Source organism: Mycobacterium sp. E3251, assembly GCF_001666835.1.
In the GTDB taxonomy this organism is placed as follows: domain Bacteria; phylum Actinomycetota; class Actinomycetes; order Mycobacteriales; family Mycobacteriaceae; genus Mycobacterium.
Genome location: NZ_LZJF01000022.1, coordinates 1 through 16848 on the forward strand (window position 1 = coordinate 1; position 16848 = coordinate 16848).

Below are 16848 nucleotides of genomic sequence, written 5' to 3' on the forward strand. Positions count from 1 at the left end.
TCGCCGAACAAGCCGCCCTCGACGGCACCGGCGCGGCGCCGGGCTTCCAGCTGGGCGCCGAAGGACTGATCCCGCCCGAGCTGGTCGCCGAGTTGGCCGCCTCGGCCAAGCTGGTGCCGTTGATCCATCCCGGCGATGCGCCACCCGAGCCGGGTTATGTGCCGTCGCAGGCGTTGGCCGATTTCGTGCGCTGCCGCGATCTCACGTGCCGCTGGCCGGGTTGCGATTGCCCGGCGGTGGCCTGCGACATCGATCACACCATCCCCTACAGCGCTGGCGGGCCCACGCACGCCTCGAATCTCAAATGTTATTGCCGGACACACCATTTGGTGAAAACCTTCTGGGGGTGGCAGGAGAAGCAATTGCCCGACGCCACGCTGATCCTGACCTCCCCGGCCGGGCGCACCTACGTCACCACCCCGGGCAGCGCCCTGCTGTTTCCCAGCCTGTGCCGGGCCACCGGGGCGATCGCGGCCGCCGAAGCCGACCCACCCCAGGACTACTGCACCGACCGCACGGCCATGATGCCCACCCGGCGACGCACCCGCACCCAGGACCGCACCCACCGCATCGCCACCGAACGCCGCAACAACCGCACCGCTCGCCTGGCACGCCGAGCAAGCGACACCGCGCAGCACCAGCCGCGCGACGCTATTGGCGACGACGACCCGCCGCCCTTCTGATTTGCGGGATCGGTAGCGAACCGGTCGGTGTCTGCTGCTCGCGTAGTCGAGGAAAGGCGCGAGGCAATGAGGCATATTCACAAGGTCAGGAAGGTCATTACCGGGGCGCTGCTGTCCGGCGGCGTGGCGGTGGCCGGTCTGGGGTTGGCCGGTCTGGGCCTGGCCGCGGGCACGGCCCAGGCGGAGCGCGGTATCGCGCCGCAAGTCATCGGCCCACTGCCGCTGGACAACTTCACCGTCCCGCACGATTGGTGCCCGGGGCAACCGTTGCCGATGCCCGATGTCCGATGGGATATGGGCGTCTGCCACCACTGGTACTGGGTTCCCGTCGGCGGGATGGGCAACGTTGGCCAGTTCGTCTGGGAGGGCGACGCGCCCCGCCGGCCGCTGGGTCCGCCGCCTTGCTACGGAGCACCCATCTGCCTGCCCGGCCTGTAGCCGACACCGTCCCGGCCGCGTGAGCAGCCCGCGATCGGGTAGCCCGCGGCTATGGACATCACCGTGACGTTCGTGGGCAACGCGACTACCTTGATCGCGGCGGGCGGGCTGACGCTGCTGACCGATCCGAACTTCCTGCACCAGGGGCAACACGCCTACCTCGGTCACGGGCTGGTATCCAAGCGACTCAGGGAACCGGCGTTGCGCATCGACGAACTACCGCCGGTCGACGCGGTCGTGCTCTCCCACATGCACGGCGACCACTGGGACCGCGTGTCGCAGAAGGGCCTCGACCACGACCTCCCCGTCATCACCACCCCGCACGCCGCCAAACGGCTGCAACACCGTGGCTTCGCGAACGCGAGTGGGCTCTCCACGTGGGAACAGCACAAGATCACCAAGGGCGGCACCACGGTCACCATGACGTCGCTGCCGGGCCGGCACGGCCCGGGGTGGACCCAGCGGCTGCTGCCGCCGGTGATGGGCACCATGCTGGACTTCGCCGCCGACGAGGGACCACTGCGGCGCAGGGTCTACATCTCCGGCGACACCCTGCTCGTCGAGGACCTGAAAGAGATCCCGGCGCGGTTCGATTCCATCGACGTCGGCGTGCTGCACCTCGGCGGGACCCGGCTTCCGGCCGGCCCGCGGCTTCCGTTCGGGCTGACCGTAACCATGGACGGCCGCCAGGGCGCGGGATTGGTGGCGATGCTCGCCCTGCCGAAGGTCATTCCGGTGCACTTCGACGACTATGGCGTCTTCGCTTCGCCGCTGGCCGACTTCACGAGGGAGATGCAGCGCCGCGACATGGCCGACCGAATCATCGAGGTGCCCCGCGGCGGGTCGGTCACCGTCTAGGGCACCCGTTAGCGGCGCCGAACCCCGTTAAAGACTTTGGCTACCCTAAGGTCGCCGGTATATCGTTCTCACCGTCCGGAACTCGACGGAAAGGATGCTTGCGGCACCTTGGGGGGTGAATGCGTATTGTTTCCGGGCTCTTTGCAACTTGGTAATCGAAAGTTTCCGGCTGCGTATCCGGCGTAGACAAGGTGAGATGTGATGGACTTATTCGCGCCACCCGAGGTCACCTCGACGCTGATCCATTCCGGTCCCGGGGCGGGTTCGCTGATCGAGGCCGCTGGCGCGTGGCAGAACCTGGGCGTCGAGTTGGAAAACTCGGTCGCGGTGTATGCGTCCGCGTTGTCGTCGTTGATCGATTCGTGGGACGGCCCGTCCTCGATGGCGATGCTGCAGGCCGTACAGCCGTATCTGATCTGGCTGCGCACCACAGCGCAGCAGGCCCAGCAAATGGCCACCTCGGCGGAGTCCGCCGCGGTCGCGTTCACCGCCGTCCGCTCGGCTGTGGTCCACCCCTCCGTCGTCGCCGCCAACCGGACGCGGTTGGCGCAGTTGCTGGCCACCAACGGGTTCGGGCAGAACACCGCGGCTATCGCCGCGACGCAGGACGAATACCAGACCATGTGGGCGAACAATTCCGCGGCGATGGCGCGCTATCAGGCGGCGTCGTCACAAGCGACGACGTCGTTGTCGCAATTCAATTCGCCGCTCGCCATCTCGAATCCGACGGGCACGGTCAACCAAAACGCCGCGGTGTCCAATGCTTCCTTGCTCAGCTCGGCCTCCAGCACGGGCAACATCATCGACTCGCTCGGCGTCACCCCGTTCGACCCCAACGCCGGTTGGTTCAGCTACTGGAGCACCTGGGGCAACCAGTTCATCTCGTCCGGGTTCCCGATCAACCTGCTCAGCTACCTGGCGCAGAACACCTCGGCGCAGGCGCTGCAGGGCGTGGGCAGCGATATCGGTTTGGGGCTTTCCGAGGGCGAGGGCGCGCTGGCGTCGTCGGTGACCAGGCTGGCCAGCGCGTTGCAGGCCGCGCCCGGGGGAGCGGCCGCGGGGGCGATGGGGGTCGGGGTTTCGCTGGGCAAGCTGACCGCGCCGCCCGCGGTGGTGGGGCTACTGCCGGCGACGCAGACGCCGGTGCAACTCGCGTCGTCGGTGTCGCCACTGCCGGCCGACGCCGGGCTCACCGGCATGCCGCTGATGCCCATGATGGCGCCGGCCACCAACTCGGCGGGCAGCGGCTGGCGCAAGCGCAAGCAACAGAAGTTCGAGGACCTTGAATACGGGGCGGAACTTCCGAAGAAGGTGATTCACCGACCGCCCAGCGGGGGATGAGGGCCGATGACGCCTCACCACTCCGGAAGACGAACCTCGCCGCCGGATAGGTTAATCGCGGCCCAAAACCATTGTTGCGCAAGCAAAGTGGTGCCGCGCGCTCTATTGCGTTGGACGAGACATGATTGATTTCGGGCTGCTGCCGCCCGAGATCACTTCGGCGCTGATCCACTCCGGACCCGGCGCCTGGTCGATGATCGAAGCGGCCGGCGCATGGCAGGAGCTCAGCGCCGAACTGGAGGCGGCCGCAAGCAGTTATACCGCGGAGCTGGCGTCGCTGGCGGGTACCTGGCAGGGTCCGTCGTCGGTGGCGATGGCCCAGGCGTTCGAGCCCTACCTGGCCTGGTTGCGGACCACCGCGGCACAATGCCAGGAAATCGCCGCGTCGGTCGAAACCGTCACGGCCGCATTCGAATTGACGCACTGGACGGTGGTGCATCCGTCCGTCGTCGCGGCCAACCGGGCACGGTTGGCGATGTTGCTGGCCACCAACTTCTTCGGCATCAACGCTCCGGCCATCGCCGAGACGGAAGCCGAGTACAACGCCATGTGGGTCAACAACTCGGCGGCGATGTATCGCTACGGCGCGACCTCGCTGAACGCCGTCAAGCTCGCTCCGCTCTCGTCGCCGCCGAACGTCGCCAACCCCTCGGGCGTCTCCACCCAGGCCTCGCTGGTGCCCGCCGCCAACACGCTGGCTTCGACGAATACCGGGTCGATCATCGACGCGCTCGGCGTCACCCCCTTCGACCCCAATAAGGGTTGGTTCGGGTACACCAGCATCTGGGGCTGGCAGTTCATCGCCGGCGGGTTCCCCGTCAACCTGCTCAGTTACCTGGCGCAGCTCAATGCGGCGCAGGCGCTTTCAGGTGTCAGCGCCGACATCGGACAGGGCCTGGCGGAGGGTGGGGCAGCCCTGGCGTCGGCGGATGCAAGCCTGGTGAACGCCCTTGGTTCCGGGGCGCTGGCGCCTCGGGGCGCGCTGGGCGTTTCCGTGTTGGTCGGCAAGTTGAGCATGCCGCCCGCGACGGTGGGGATGCTGCCCGGCGCGCAGCCGCCGGTGCAGCTCGCCTCGGCGGTGTCCGCGCTGGCGCCGGGGGAAGCGCCGCCCCCCGCGCTTCCGGTGGCGCCGATGCGGCCGCCGCTGGGCGGCAAGGGTGGCCGTGGGGGCGACGGGCGAGACTACGAGGACATCGAAATCGGCGCGGAGCTTCCCGGCACCGTCATGAAGCGACCGCCGTCAGCGGGATAGCTTGTGCGCCAAGGTGTTCCGGCCATCCGCCTGCCGGGGGCCGGGTTCGTCCTCGGCCAGGGTGAAATAGCTTTCCTCCTCCTGCAGGAAATGCAGGCGCAGCAGGGCGTGCAACCCGTATAGGCAGGCGAGCAGGTCGTCGAGCTGGTCGGGACCGATGGCCCCGCTGCTCTGGGCCAAGGCCACGTGGGCGCCGATCCGGTCGGAGAGTCGCTGGATCTCCGCGTGGGTGCGGCTCATGGGGGCGGTCGCCTCGCTGGTGCCCAGCGGATGGGCCAGCGCGGGATAGAGCTGCGTCTCCTCGGCTTGCTCGTGCGGGATGATCCGCTCGGTGAGCACGGCGTGGGCGCGGCTGATCGCCTCCAGCGCCGACCCGTCTGGCGCGGCGGCCAACTGGTCGGCGGCGTCGCGCAACAGATCCACGGCGTCGCGCAGCTCGTCGTGTTCGGCGTCGAAGCGCCGCAACAGCTGCTCGGTCGACGCGGGGAGGTCGACCTCGATGTCCGGGTTGCCGCACAGGGCCCGCAGCGCGTTGAGGATCACGGCGACGTCGATGCCCTCCTGCACCAGCGCGCCGACGGCCGGCGGGAGCCAGCCGATGGCGGCGACGGCCATCGCGACCAGCGACAGGACCATGCCGACGACCGCGCTCTGCACGGCGATGCGCCGCGACCAGCGGGCGATGTCCATCGCGTCGGCGAGCCGCTCCAGCCGATCGGTGGTCAACACGATGCCGGCGGCCTCCGAGGAGGCGGTGGCACCGCGCGCGCCCATTGCCACGCCGACCGTGGCCGCGGCCAACGCGGGCGCGTCGTTGACCCCGTCGCCGACCATCACGGTGACCGCGCGGTCCTTTTCGGCGCGCACGGCGGCCACCTTGTCGGCCGGGGTTTGTTCCGCGTACACCTCGTCCAAACCCAGCACGGCGGCGACCTCGCGGGCGGGTTCGGTTCGGTCTCCGGTCAGCATGACCAATCGGTTCAGCCCGGCTTCGCGTAGCCGGCGCAGTGTTCGTGGTGCATGACGACGCAGTGGGTCGCGCAGCAACACCGCGCCCGTCGGCCGCCCGTCGACGCAGACCCAGGCGATCGCGGCGCCGTCCAGTAGCGCGCGATTGACCACCGCGCGGGCCCATGCCGCGTTCGCGGTGTCGTGCGGGAGTTTGCCGACGTGGACCCGCCGGCCGTCCAGGGTGGCGGTGACGCCGCGGCCCGGCTCCTCGACCACCTCGGAGGGCAACGACAGTGGCAGCCCGCGGGCGCGCGCCGCGGTGACGATCGCCTCGGCCAGCACGTGCGGGGACATCTGATCCACCGAGGCGGCCACCCGCAGGATCTCGAGCGCATCGCGCCCGGGCGCGGCCGCGACGTCGATGACGGCGGGACGCCCCATGGTCAGGGTGCCGGTCTTGTCCATCACCAAAGTCGTTGCGTGGCCGAGGTTTTCCAGAGCGCCGCCGTTGCGGATCACCACGCCGCGCCGCGACGCCCGCGACAGCCCGGACACGATGGCAACCGGTGCCGCGAGCAACAGCGGGCACGGCGTCGCCACTACCAGCACCGCCACCGCCCGCACCGGTGACCCGCTGGCGAGCCAGGCCGCGCCGGACACCAACAGCGTCAATGGCAGGAACCACGCCGCGTACCGGTCGGCCAGCCGCACCACCGGCGCGTTCTCCGCCCCGGCCTCCCCGGCCAAGCGGACGATCTGGGCATACGTGCTGTCGGCGGCGGTGGCGGTGGCGTTCATCTCAAAGGCGCTGCCCGCGTTGACAACCCCGCTGCGCACCGGTTCGCCCACGCCGCGCTCGACCTGCAGCGGTTCGCCGGTCAGCACCGATTCGTCGAGCACCGCGACCGCACCGCAGATGCGCCCGTCGACGGGCACCACCTCGCCGGGGCCGACCACCAGCAGATCGCCGACCGCCACGTCCTGCAGCGCGATGACGTCGACCACCGACCCGACGCGGCGGCGGGCGAACCGCGGCGCGCGTTCCAGCAGCGCCCGCAAGTCGTGGGATGCGCGGCGCTCGGCCGCCGCGTCCAACGCCCGCCCGCCGGCCAGCATCACCGCGATCAACGCCCCGGCCAGGTACTCGCCGACCAGCAGCGTGCCGACCAGCGACAGCACCGCGATGAGATCAACCCCGAGCCGGCCCCGGCGCAACGCGGCCAGCACCCACGCCACCGCGGGGACCACCGCCAGCACCGTGCCCGCGATCCAGCAGCCGTCGGCGACCCGCGGCGCCCCCGCCAGCCAGGCGATGCCCCCGGCCGCCAACGCAACCAAGGTCACCGCGGCAAGCACCGGCTCGACCCAGCGCGCGCGGCGCATCCACCCGTCGCGTGCAGCGTCCATGCGTGCCAGCTTGGTCGCGCAGTCCGACGCGGGCTAGGGCCGGATGGACGCGGATTGAGGACTCAGGTCACTAGAAGGCCGGCCGCCGTCTGGCGAGCATTAGAGGCGTGACTGAAATATCTACGCCGGGGTCTATCCCGATCTCCACCATCACCGGTGACCCCGTGGCCCGCGTCCCCGCCGACGCCACGATCGCCGACGCCGCCAGGGCCATGGTGACCTGCGACGTGGGAGCCATCGTGATCGGCGACGAGGAACGGCCGGTCGCGCTGGTGAGCGAGCGCGACATCGTGCGGGCGGTGGCCGCCGGCCGGAACCTCGCCACCGCCGCGGCCTCCGACGTGGCCAGCACGAAACTGGTGTGGTGTGACGCCGAAGCCTCGGTCGACCAGGTCGCCGCCCGGATGATGGACCGCTACATCCGCCACGTGCTCGTGGAGCGCGACGGCGCGCTGGCCGGCATCGTCTCGGCCCGCGACCTGCTGGGCGTCTACACGGATTTCGATTCTTGAAATCCCGGGTGGTGGCCGCGCTGGTCGGCGGCGGCCTGGCCGGGCTGACGGGGTGGGACCTGCTGCAGCACCGCCACACCATCCTGCGCAACTATCCGATCATCGGGCACCTGCGTTTCCTGCTGGAAGCGGTCGGCCCGGAACTGCGCCAGTACATCGTCACCGACAACGACGCGGAGCGGCCGTTCAGCCGCGACCAGCGTCGCTGGGTGTACACGTCGTCGAAGCTGGCCAACCGGTACTTCGGCTTCGGCACCGACAACGACCTGGAGCGGGTGCACAACTATCCGATCATCAAGCACGCGGCGTTTCCCGTCGCGGCGCCGGTGGGCGAACCCGAGCATCCCGACCCGACGGTGCCGTTGCCGGCGGCCAAGGTGCTCGGCGGCGCGCGGGGCCGCGCCAAGGCCTTCCGCCCGTCGTCGGTGGTCAACATCTCGGGGATGAGCTTCGGCGCGCTCGGCGGCGCGGCCATCACCGCCCTGAACAAGGGCGCGGCCCTCGCCGGCGCCCTGCACACCACCGGCGAGGGCGGGGTGTCGCCCTATCACCTCAATGGCGGCGACCTGGTCTGGCAGATCGGCACCGGCTACTTCGGTTGCCGCGACGACGACGGCCGCTTCAGCCTGCCGCGGCTGATCGACCGGGTGGCGGCCACGCCCTCCATCCGCGCCATCGAGATCAAGCTCAGCCAGGGCGCCAAGCCCGGCCTGGGCGGCGTGCTGCCGGGAGCCAAGGTCACCCCGGAGATCGCCGCCATCCGCGGCGTTCCGGTCGGGGTGGACTGCAGGAGCCCCGCCGGCCATTCCGCGTTCCGTGACGTCGATGGGCTGTTGGAGCTGGTGGAGACCATCGCCGCCGAGACGGGCCTGCCGGTCGGCATCAAGTCGGCGGTCGGGGAGGAACGGTTCTGGTGTGACCTGGCCGCGCGCATGGCCCGCACCGGGACGGGCGTCGACTTCGTGACCGTCGACGGCGGCGAGGGCGGGACCGGCGCCGCCCCGCTGGTCTTCAGCGACCACGTCGCCCTGCCGTTCAAATGGGCGCAGCCCCGGGTCTACCGGGCCTTCGCCGAGCACGGGCTGCACCACGACGTGGTGTTCATCGGGTCGGGCAAGCTGGGCATCCCGGAGAACGCGCTGCTGGCGCTGGGCACCGGCTGCGACTTGATAAACGTCGGCCGAACCGCCATGTTCTCGATCGGCTGCATCCAGGCCCAGCGCTGCCACACCGGCCGTTGCCCCTCGGGCGTCGCCACCCAATCAACGTGGCTGCAGCACGGCCTCGACCCGTTGCTGAAGTCGGTGCGCTGCGCCAACTATCTCGCCACCCTGCGCTTCGAATTGCTGCAGCTTGCCCGCACCTGCGGCTACGTCCATCCGGCGCTGGTGCCGCTGGACGCCATCGAGCTGCTCGACGTCGACATGAAGACGGTGCAGGTCAACGAACTGTTGGGCTACCAGCCCGGCTGGGGATTGCCGAGCCCGGCGGACGTCGAAGCGATCACGGCCGTGCTGTCCGGCGGCGCAGGATGAACTTGCGGATCTCGCTCACCCACAGGACCGTGCTGGCCATGGCCACGCACACCAGCCACTGGCTCACCGACAGCGGCGTGGTGGTGAAGGCCGTGTTGAGGACCGGCAGCTGAACAACCGCCACCTGCAGCAGCGCCGATAACCCGATCGCCGCCCACAACCACCCGTTGGCGAAAAACCGGCGGAACGCGGTCCGGGTTTCCGAACGGGCGTTGATGGTGTTGATCAGCTGGGCGATCACCAAGACCGTGAAGCCCGCGGTGCGCGCGGTGTCCAGGGACGACGGCAGGGGTCCGCCGGGCGCGTACAGGTGAATCGTGACGAGGGTGGCGGCCGCGACGGCCGCGCCGATCACGATGATGTTGTTCCACATCCGGGCGTCGATGACCCGATCCGACGCCGCGCGTGGCGGCCGGCTCATCACGTCTTCGGTGTGCGGATCCACACCCAGCGCCAGGGCCGGTGCGCCGTCGGTCAGCAGGTTGATCCAGAGAATCTGCGTGGCCAACAGCGGGAGTGCGACGGTATGCCCCTGCGTCAGTCCGATCGCGCCGGCCAGCACCACGCCGAAGAAGACGGTGAAGATTTCCCCCATGTTGGATGACAGCAGGTAGCGCAGCGTCTTCTTGATGTTCGAGAAGATGCCCCGGCCCTCCCGAATGGCCTGGACGATGGTCGCGAAGTTGTCGTCGGCGAGGATCATGTTCGCCGCTTCCCTCGCGACCTCGGTGCCGCTGCGGCCCATGGCGATGCCGATGTCGGCCGATTTCAGCGCGGGCGCGTCGTTGATCCCCTCCCCGGTCACCGCGACGATCTCATGCTCGGCTTGCAACGCGTCGATAATGCGCTGCTTGTCCGCCGGACTGACCTGGGTGAACTGCGAGTGCAGGCGCACCGTGTCCCGCAGCTCCTGGTCGTTCAGGGCGGCGAGTTGAGCGCCGGACACCGCCGACTCGCCGCCTTCGATACCCAGCTGGCGGGCGATGCGCGCCGCGGCCTGGGGATGGTCGCCGGTGATCATCACGACCCTGACCCCGGCGCGGCGGGCTTCAGCGATCGCCGCCGCCGCCTCCGGTCGCGGCGGATCGGTGATCCCCACCATGCCCAGGTACACCAGGTCCCCGTTCGACCGGTGGGCGACCGCCACGGCGTGCAGGGCGTCGAGCCTGAGCCGCTCGGCATCGCTGCGGATTGTGGCTCGTGCCGAGTCGTCGAGCGGAGCCAGCCGGTCACCGGCCCGCAGGTGCGTGCAACGGCCGAGCACCTCGTCGGGGTCGCCGGTCGTCGCGCCGGCCGGGGTCGGGCGCGGCCCGTCGCCGAGCTTCCCGCGGGCCACCAGGAAGGCCCCCTCGACGGGATCACCCCGGACCGTCCACCGACCGTCGTCCGCTTCGAGGGTGGCGCTGGCGGCCGCGGCGCCCCCGTCGAGCACCAGCGCCGCCTGGCGCCACAGGTCGTCGCCCTCGTCCAGCGCCGCCCCGCCACGTTCGAGGCGGCCCTCGGGCCGATATCCGGCCCCGGTGACCCTCACTTCGCCAACGGGGGTGACAACCCGCACGATCGTCAGTTCCCCGGCTGTGAGCGTGCCGGTCTTGCCCGAGCACACCACCGACGCCGACCCCAGGGTCTCGGCGGACGACAGCTCCTTGACGACGGCGTTCTGGCCGGCCATCCGCCGCATTCCCAGCGCGAGGACGACCGACATGATGGCGGGCAGGCCTTCCGGTACGGCCGCCACGGCCAGCGATACACCCAGCAGCGCCGCCGTCACCACGTCGTGGGCGCTGTGAATGCCGAAAACCAGGAGGATGGTCGCGACCACGACGACGGCGATCACCAGCACCGCGATCCCCAGCAGCCGGCTGGCCCGGGCTACCTCACGCTGCAACGGGGTGGGCTCATGGTCGGCGATGCGCACCAGGCCGGCGATCTGTCCGGTCTGGGTCGCCATCCCCGTGGCGGTCACCACCGCTCGCCCGGCACCGGTGCTGACCGCGGTGCCCTTGAACACCATGTCCGCTCTGTCCCCGAGCGCCGACGGCCCGGCCAGCGTCCGGGCATCCTTGAGCACCGGTTCGCTCAGGCCCGTCAGCGCGGCCTCCGACACCTCCAGCCCCGTGGCCGAGAGCAGCCGGGCGTCGGCCGCCACGGCGTCACCCTCGGCGAGCAGCAGCACGTCGCCGGGCACCACCTCGCTCGCGGGAACGGTGCTGCGCGCGCCGTCGCGGAGGACGGTCGCCGACGACGCGGCCATCCGCGCCAACGCGAGGACCGCGCGCTCCGCGCGCGTCTCCTGCGCGTAGCCGAGGATCGCGTTCAGGACGACGATCACGGCGATCACCACGGCGTCGACGGGCCAGCCGTCGCCCCCCTCGACGACCCACACCGCGAGGGAGGCGACCAGCGCGGCGAGCAGCAGGTAGATCAGGGGGCTGCGAAACTGCGCCAGCAGCCTTCGGTAGGCCGGGGGCGGCGGAACGCTCGCGATGTCGTTCGCACCAACGGCGGCGAGCCGGCGGGCGGCCTCCGCGGCGGTCAGCCCGAATTCGGCGTCGGTGCGCAGCTTTTCGACGACGGCGGGGGCGTCGAGGAGCGCGGGGTCAGGGTCGATCAGCGCGGCGTCCACCGAACGCGCTCAACCGCTCAGGGGTGGCTCGCCGGCAGCACCGACGGGGCTTCTCTGCGGGACTCCATCATGCGGTTGCGAACGATGTGTTCGACGAGGATCGGCACGAAGGTCTGGACGGGCGCGTCGACGAACTGCTCGGCGGCCTCTTCGGACCAGCGCCTGATCTGCGCGGTCCGTTGCTCGTCGCCAAGCCCCTCGTGGCGGGCCAGCTTCTCGGCGACGTCGGCCACGGATCGCGCCACGGTCGACCGGCTGCGCGACGGCACGCCGTCGTCGGCGGGCACCCGCGCCTGCTCCAGCGCTTCACGGGCCACCTCGTCGCCGGCATCCGGGCGGATGACGTGCAGTGTGAGGTGGTGGCCGTTCTCCCCGATCAGGATGATGCTGGACGGCTCGTCGCTGGTGAAGGCCAGCAGTTCGACCGTGTGGCCGCCGATCTGCACCAGCGCGGGGGTCTCCTTCCAGCCGTTGCGGCGGTAGCCCACCATCACGACCGGGCCCAGGCGCTCGGACACCGCGGTCAGCAGCTCCGGCAGCTCGTCGACCAGGTTCGTCGTTCGCGGCCACCAGGCACCGTCGATGTGCTCCGATACGGACCGATAGGGCTTGAGCTGTAAGCGATTTTGCATGTGCACGCCTCAATCGTGGTCGGCGCGGTCGGCACCCGGCAGGGTCTCCGGCACCGCAGTGGTGGGACTTTGTGCCCTTTCGGGTTCGGTCGCGGGCTCGCCGCCGAGCCACCGCCGCTGCACGCCCTGCGACGCGCGCAGCAGCAGATCGGGTGCGGCCGCGGACAGGGAACTGGCCGCCGCCGCCGCGAGCAGGCCCTGACCCCAGGCCAACGGGTCCAGCGGTGTGCAGCCGAACAGCTGGCTGAGCCCCGGCGTGCTGACCACCACCGCGAGCGCGCCCAGCGAGCCGACCGACGTCAACACCACCAGCGGGGCGCGCGAATCGACGAGCGTCTGGGTGAGTTGCGCACCGACCAACGCGACCAGCGCGACCGTCGCCGCGCGGCGCGGCGGGCCGGTCACGCTGGCCATCGCCCAGCCGGCCGTGGCGCCGATGGTGGTCGCGGCCCCGCGGATTCCGATCGCCCGCCACATCGCCGCCTCGTCGCGGTCGACGTCGGCGGTCCCCGTCTGGGGGCTGACGGCCAGGGCGGCGGCGGGCAGCGCATCGGTCAGCATGTTGACCAACAGCATCTGGCGGGCGTTGAGCACCGAACGCCCGGTCAGGACGGTGGTGATCAGGGCGAAGCACACCTCGCCGAGGTTGCCGCCCAACAGCATCGACACCGCCGACTGCACGCGCCGCCACAGCTGCTCGCCCTCGTCGAGCGCGTCGAGCAGGGCCTCGATCCGTTCGTCGAGCAGCACCACGTCGGCCGCGGTGCGGGCCGCGTCGCTGCCCCGCGCGGCCACGCCGATGCCCACGCTGGCCGCCCGGATCGCGGCGGCGTCGTTGACACCGTCGCCGACCATCGCCGTCACCACCCCGGCCCGCTCGAGGGTCTGCACCACGTCGATCTTGTTTTCCGGCGTCATGCGCGCGAAGACCACCCGCGACGCCGCCGCGGCGGCCCGCTCGTCGGCGGACAGCGCCTCCCAGTCGCCGCCGGTGATGACCTGGTCGGCGGTGACGTCGATGCCCAGCTCCTGTGCGATCACGGCCGCGGTCGCCGGATGATCACCGGTGATCAACCGGATGCCGATGCCACGCTCGCCGAGTTCCTTCAGCAACGCGGGGGCGGCGGCCCGCGGGGTGTCGGCGAGGCCCAGCAGGCCGATCGGGGTGAGCCCGGTGCCGCACAGGGCCTCGAGGCGGTCGGGATCCTTCGCCGCGGCGGCGGCTTCGCTTTCGCTGAGCTGCCGCTCGGCAACCGCCAGCACCCGTAGTCCGCGGGCCGCCATCTCGTCGACCTGTTGCGTCAAGGGGTGGTCGTCGTGCAGCAGCGCCGTCGCGAGCACCTCGGGTGAGCCCTTGATGGTCAGCCGGGTGCCGACGAGCGCGGCGGCGAACGGGCGGCCGGACTGGAACGGCAGGAACGCGTCCCGGGTCAGTCGTTGCGGTGCGGAGCCGTCGCCGCGCAGGGCGGGATCGTCGGCTCCGCGGTGGATCGCGTCGTCGGTGGCGTGATCGACGCGGTGGGTGTGCCGGGCATAGCTGGTGCTCAGCGCGGCATCGAGCACCGCGCCCGGGCTGTAGCCCGCCATCGGGTGCACCGCCTTGACCTTCAGCCGGTTCTCGCTCAGCGTCCCGGTCTTGTCGAAGCACACCACGTTCAGCCGCGCCAGCGCCTCCACCGAGTGCGGGTTGCGGATCAGCACCGATTCGCCGGTGAGCCGGCGCGCGGCGGCCAGCTGGGCCAGCGTCGCCACCAGCGGCAGGCCTTCGGGGATGGCGGCGACGATCAGCGTGACCGCGCTGGACACCGCCTCGCGCAACCCGGTGCCCCGCGCCACGCTCAGCAGCCCCACCAGGGTCCCGCCGGCCACGCTGAACGGCAGGGCCCGACGGGTGATGTGCCGCAGCTGGCGCTGCAGCCCGATCTCCTGCATCTTCCGCGGGGCCATCGCCAGCGCCCGGCGCATCTCCGACCGCGACCCCACCGCGGTCACCACGGCCACCGCCGTGCCCGCGACCACCGTGGTGCCCGCGTAGAGCATGCAGGTCCGTTCGGCCAGCGGGGCGCCCGGCGTGGGATCGGTCTGTTTGGCCACCGGCAGCGATTCGCCGGTCAGCGTCGACTCGTCGACCTCCACGTTCGAGGCGTGCAGCAGCCGGGCGTCCGCGGGCACCACCTCGTCGGCATGAACTTCGATGATGTCGCCCAGCCGCAGCCGCTTGGTCGGAATCTTCTCGCGGCGGTGCGCATCCAGCGGGCCCACGCGCCGCCTCGCCGGCGGATCCTGCACGGCGAGTAGGCGATTCAGGGTGTTCTCGGCGTGTAGCTGCTGCTCGGCCGACAAGGCGGCGTTGACCAACAGCACGCTGCCCACCAGCACCGCGTCCAGCGGTGAGCCGAGCAGCGCGCTGGCCGCCGCGCCGGTGGCCAGCAGCGGGGTGATGGGGTCCGCCAGGTCGCCGCGCATCTCGTCGGCGAAATCGCGGACGAGTGCCCACGAAGCCACGCCCGCGTCGTGCAGCGCGCGGACCGGTGGCACCTGCTGCCACCAGGCGGCCGTCTCCTCGCGCTCCTCCTCGGTGGGGCGGGGCAGCAGCCGCTGCACGTCGGCAACCGGCAACGCGTGCCAGTCGTGGCTGGTTTCGGGCTCCGGTAGCGGATCACGCAGCGTCTTCACGGCCGCCCGGTACCCGAACCACAGGCTGGCGGCCATGCCGACGTTGACCGATGCCGAACTGCGCCCGGGCACACCGGGAATCAGCATCAGCGCGCCGAGCGCCGAAGCCGACGCCGACAACCGGACGGCGTTGTCGGTGGCGGCGCGCGCGGCGGGCAGCGCGTGCAACAACCGCCACGCGCCGGTGAGGTCTTTCGCGATCACGTCGGCGGCCCAGGGCGGGGAGTGTCCGGGCCGCAGCAGGCCGATCGTCACGTCGGACCGGTGCGCGGCCCCCATGTCCGAGGTGGTCAACAGCGCCACGGTGTTTCCGGCGGCCTTCAGCTCCGCGACGGCCGCCGCCACCGCGTGGTCGATCGACCCGTCCGCCGGATACAGCTGGTCGAATCCCTGTGCCAGGGAACGCAATCCGTCGTCGTCGAGGGAATAGACGCGCGGCTGCGACCGCCGCGCCTCGGTCAGCACCGCGGCGGCGAACGGATCGCGGACGGGGCTGATGAGCGCCTCGCCGACGCTGCCTGCCCCGGGTATGTCGGCCAGCGGGTGCCATCCAGGCTTGAGGCCGTCGCGCTCGAGCGCGGCCCGAACCGCCTCCCAGGCGTGGGCGCGGGCCGAATTGTCCACTCCGAGTACGCGACTGACCGTCAATTCGTCGGTGTACAGCGCGCGCGGGTCGACCATGATCGCGTCGATCCGGTCGAGTGTCCGCAACACGCGCGGGCGCAGCACCAGCGTGTCGTGAAGGGTGGAGAGACCGCGGTTCATCGTGCAACCGAACGCTTCCCGCACGGTGCGCAACGGCTTGGGGACGGCGGCCAGCGCGGCGGCGCCGGCCGCATCCGGGTTGCGGGTGAGCAGACCGACCGCCGCGGCGGCGCCGAGGCCCGCCAGGCCGATGCGGTTGGCGTAGCGTTCCGCGGGCCCGTCGGGCGGGGCCGGGTTGGCGGTCGGCGCCGCGCTCGCGTCGTCGGGCACCGGGTGGCCGGCCAACCCGGGCTCGTGCCGAGACCACGCCAGCCTGCCGTTCCACGCCTCGGCCGCCAGCATGGTGCGCGTGGCGGCCTCGGCGGCCGCCGCCGTCGGCGACAGCGTCAAGGCGGCGGTGGTGGCGTTGACGATGCCGAACAACACATCAGTGCCATCGGGCCCGAGGCGTCGCTCCAATTCCCTGCGCAGCCGCGGCAGGTGGTCGGCGACCGTCGGCGGCACGGCCACCAAGTCGGGCAGTCGGGGCAGCCGCAGCAGACTGCCGGTAAGTGAAAGGCCAAGGCCCACAGAGGCGGCCGTGGCCGCGACCATCCGGCCCATCAGTAGCGCGTCGTCGCCCGGCAGGCTGGCCGGCAGGTGCCTGCCGGCGCGCCGTCCTTCGGCGCCGGCGACGGTGCGGCTCAGCGCCGAGGCCGAGGGTCCGCCGTCGGTGACCGTGACCACCACCCGCGCGAGGGTGCGGTTGAGATAGGCCTGCCGCACGCCGGGTGTCGCGCGGACGGCCGCCAACACATTGGCCGCGATCGCCGCGGCATGTTCGTTCTCGAGCCCACGCACCTCGATCCAGTGCCGCGCGCCGTTGCTGCTGGTGCGCCGCGCGGGCGGGCCGCCCGCCGCCTCCAGCACCGCACTCGCCGCCGCGCGGGTCAGCGCCGGAACGTCCGGCGTGGCGCGCACCAGGGACCTCCCCATGCTCATCGCGACGTTGCCGCCCAACAGCGCGGTGCCGGCGGCGATCTCGGTACCCACCGCGGCGACACGCAACGGCGCCAACAGCATGCCCAGGCCGGGCAGCCCGCGTCGTGTGCTCACCGTGCTCTCCCGGCTCAGCTGGATCGTCCGAGTGTTCTCGGCATGGTAGTAGGGGCAGATTAACCCGCGGTGGCGCGCGGGGGAGGAGTCGTTGAGGCCCTTTTCGGGTGGCTTTCGTCCCTTGTGAAATCGCCTCG

The 16848-nt window shown here is 71.2% G+C and carries 11 protein-coding genes; 7 read left to right on the forward strand and 4 right to left on the reverse strand.

The genetic code is table 11. The features are described from left to right. From A5697_RS02975 to A5697_RS02995, 5 genes are all read left to right on the forward strand, one after another. Positions 1-683 (forward strand): HNH endonuclease signature motif containing protein (locus A5697_RS02975; protein ID WP_156673116.1); only part of this gene is annotated, 683 nt, incomplete at its 5' end. Positions 684-749: 66 nt separating this feature from the next. Continuing rightward, positions 750-1121 (forward strand): hypothetical protein, encoded by a 372-nt coding sequence (locus A5697_RS02980; RefSeq protein WP_068007896.1) that lies wholly within the window; start codon positions 750-752, stop codon positions 1119-1121. Between the two features lie 51 nt (positions 1122-1172). Next, positions 1173-1979 carry an MBL fold metallo-hydrolase gene (locus tag A5697_RS02985; protein ID WP_068007898.1) on the forward strand — a complete coding sequence of 269 codons (807 nt, stop codon included), beginning with the start codon at positions 1173-1175 and terminating at the stop codon, positions 1977-1979. A gap of 201 nt (positions 1980-2180) precedes the next feature. Next, positions 2181-3320, forward strand: a complete 1140-nt coding sequence (locus A5697_RS02990; protein ID WP_067943055.1) for a PPE family protein — start codon at positions 2181-2183, stop codon at positions 3318-3320. Between the two features lie 124 nt (positions 3321-3444). Then, positions 3445-4572, forward strand: coding sequence for a PPE family protein (locus A5697_RS02995; protein ID WP_067943063.1), 1128 nt, complete (start codon positions 3445-3447; stop codon positions 4570-4572). On the opposite strand, the gene A5697_RS03000 is transcribed toward A5697_RS02995, so the two are convergent. Then, positions 4561-6906: a heavy metal translocating P-type ATPase gene (locus A5697_RS03000; protein ID WP_369806047.1), complete on the reverse strand. Its 2346-nt coding sequence runs from the start codon at positions 6904-6906 to the stop codon at positions 4561-4563. The two genes, A5697_RS02995 and A5697_RS03000, sit on opposite strands and share 12 nt — an antisense overlap. A 131-nt stretch (positions 6907-7037) precedes the next feature. On the opposite strand from A5697_RS03000, the gene A5697_RS03005 reads away from it, so the two are divergent. Beyond that, positions 7038-7442 (forward strand): CBS domain-containing protein, encoded by a 405-nt coding sequence (locus A5697_RS03005; RefSeq protein ID WP_067943051.1) that lies wholly within the window; start codon positions 7038-7040, stop codon positions 7440-7442. Then, positions 7439-8977: an FMN-binding glutamate synthase family protein gene (locus A5697_RS03010; protein WP_068007902.1), complete on the forward strand. Its 1539-nt coding sequence runs from the start codon at positions 7439-7441 to the stop codon at positions 8975-8977. The genes A5697_RS03005 and A5697_RS03010 overlap by 4 nt, the downstream gene beginning before the upstream one ends. Here the strand turns inward: A5697_RS03010 and A5697_RS03015 are convergent. Genes A5697_RS03015 through A5697_RS03025 form a run of 3 tightly spaced genes read right to left on the reverse strand, consistent with a single transcriptional unit; the run spans position 8946 to position 16678 of the window. Beyond that, a complete protein-coding gene (locus A5697_RS03015; RefSeq protein WP_068007903.1) occupies positions 8946-11603 on the reverse strand; it encodes a cation-translocating P-type ATPase in 2658 nt (885 codons plus the stop codon). The genes A5697_RS03010 and A5697_RS03015 overlap by 32 nt on opposite strands. A gap of 17 nt (positions 11604-11620) precedes the next feature. Next, entirely contained in the window at positions 11621-12235 is a 615-nt protein-coding gene (locus A5697_RS03020) for a DUF5994 family protein (protein WP_067943044.1), read from the reverse strand. 9 nt (positions 12236-12244) lie between these two features. Further along, complete coding sequence (locus A5697_RS03025; protein WP_082953217.1) at positions 12245-16678, reverse strand: cation-translocating P-type ATPase; 4434 nt, start codon at positions 16676-16678, stop codon at positions 12245-12247. Positions 16679-16848: the final 170 nt, after the last annotated feature.

Excerpts from the sequence above, each read along its gene's own strand:
- A5697_RS03025 (WP_082953217.1), bottom strand. The coding sequence starts at position 16,678 with ATGCTGTTGGCGCCGTTGCGTGTCGCCGCGGTGGGTACCGAGATCGCC.
- A5697_RS02985 (WP_068007898.1), top strand. The coding sequence starts at position 1,173 with ATGGACATCACCGTGACGTTCGTGGGCAACGCGACTACCTTGATCGCG.
- A5697_RS03000 (WP_369806047.1), bottom strand. The coding sequence starts at position 6,906 with ATGCGCCGCGCGCGCTGGGTCGAGCCGGTGCTTGCCGCGGTGACCTTG.
- A5697_RS02990 (WP_067943055.1), top strand. The coding sequence starts at position 2,181 with ATGGACTTATTCGCGCCACCCGAGGTCACCTCGACGCTGATCCATTCC.
- A5697_RS03020 (WP_067943044.1), bottom strand. The coding sequence starts at position 12,235 with ATGCAAAATCGCTTACAGCTCAAGCCCTATCGGTCCGTATCGGAGCAC.
- A5697_RS02980 (WP_068007896.1), top strand. The coding sequence starts at position 750 with ATGAGGCATATTCACAAGGTCAGGAAGGTCATTACCGGGGCGCTGCTG.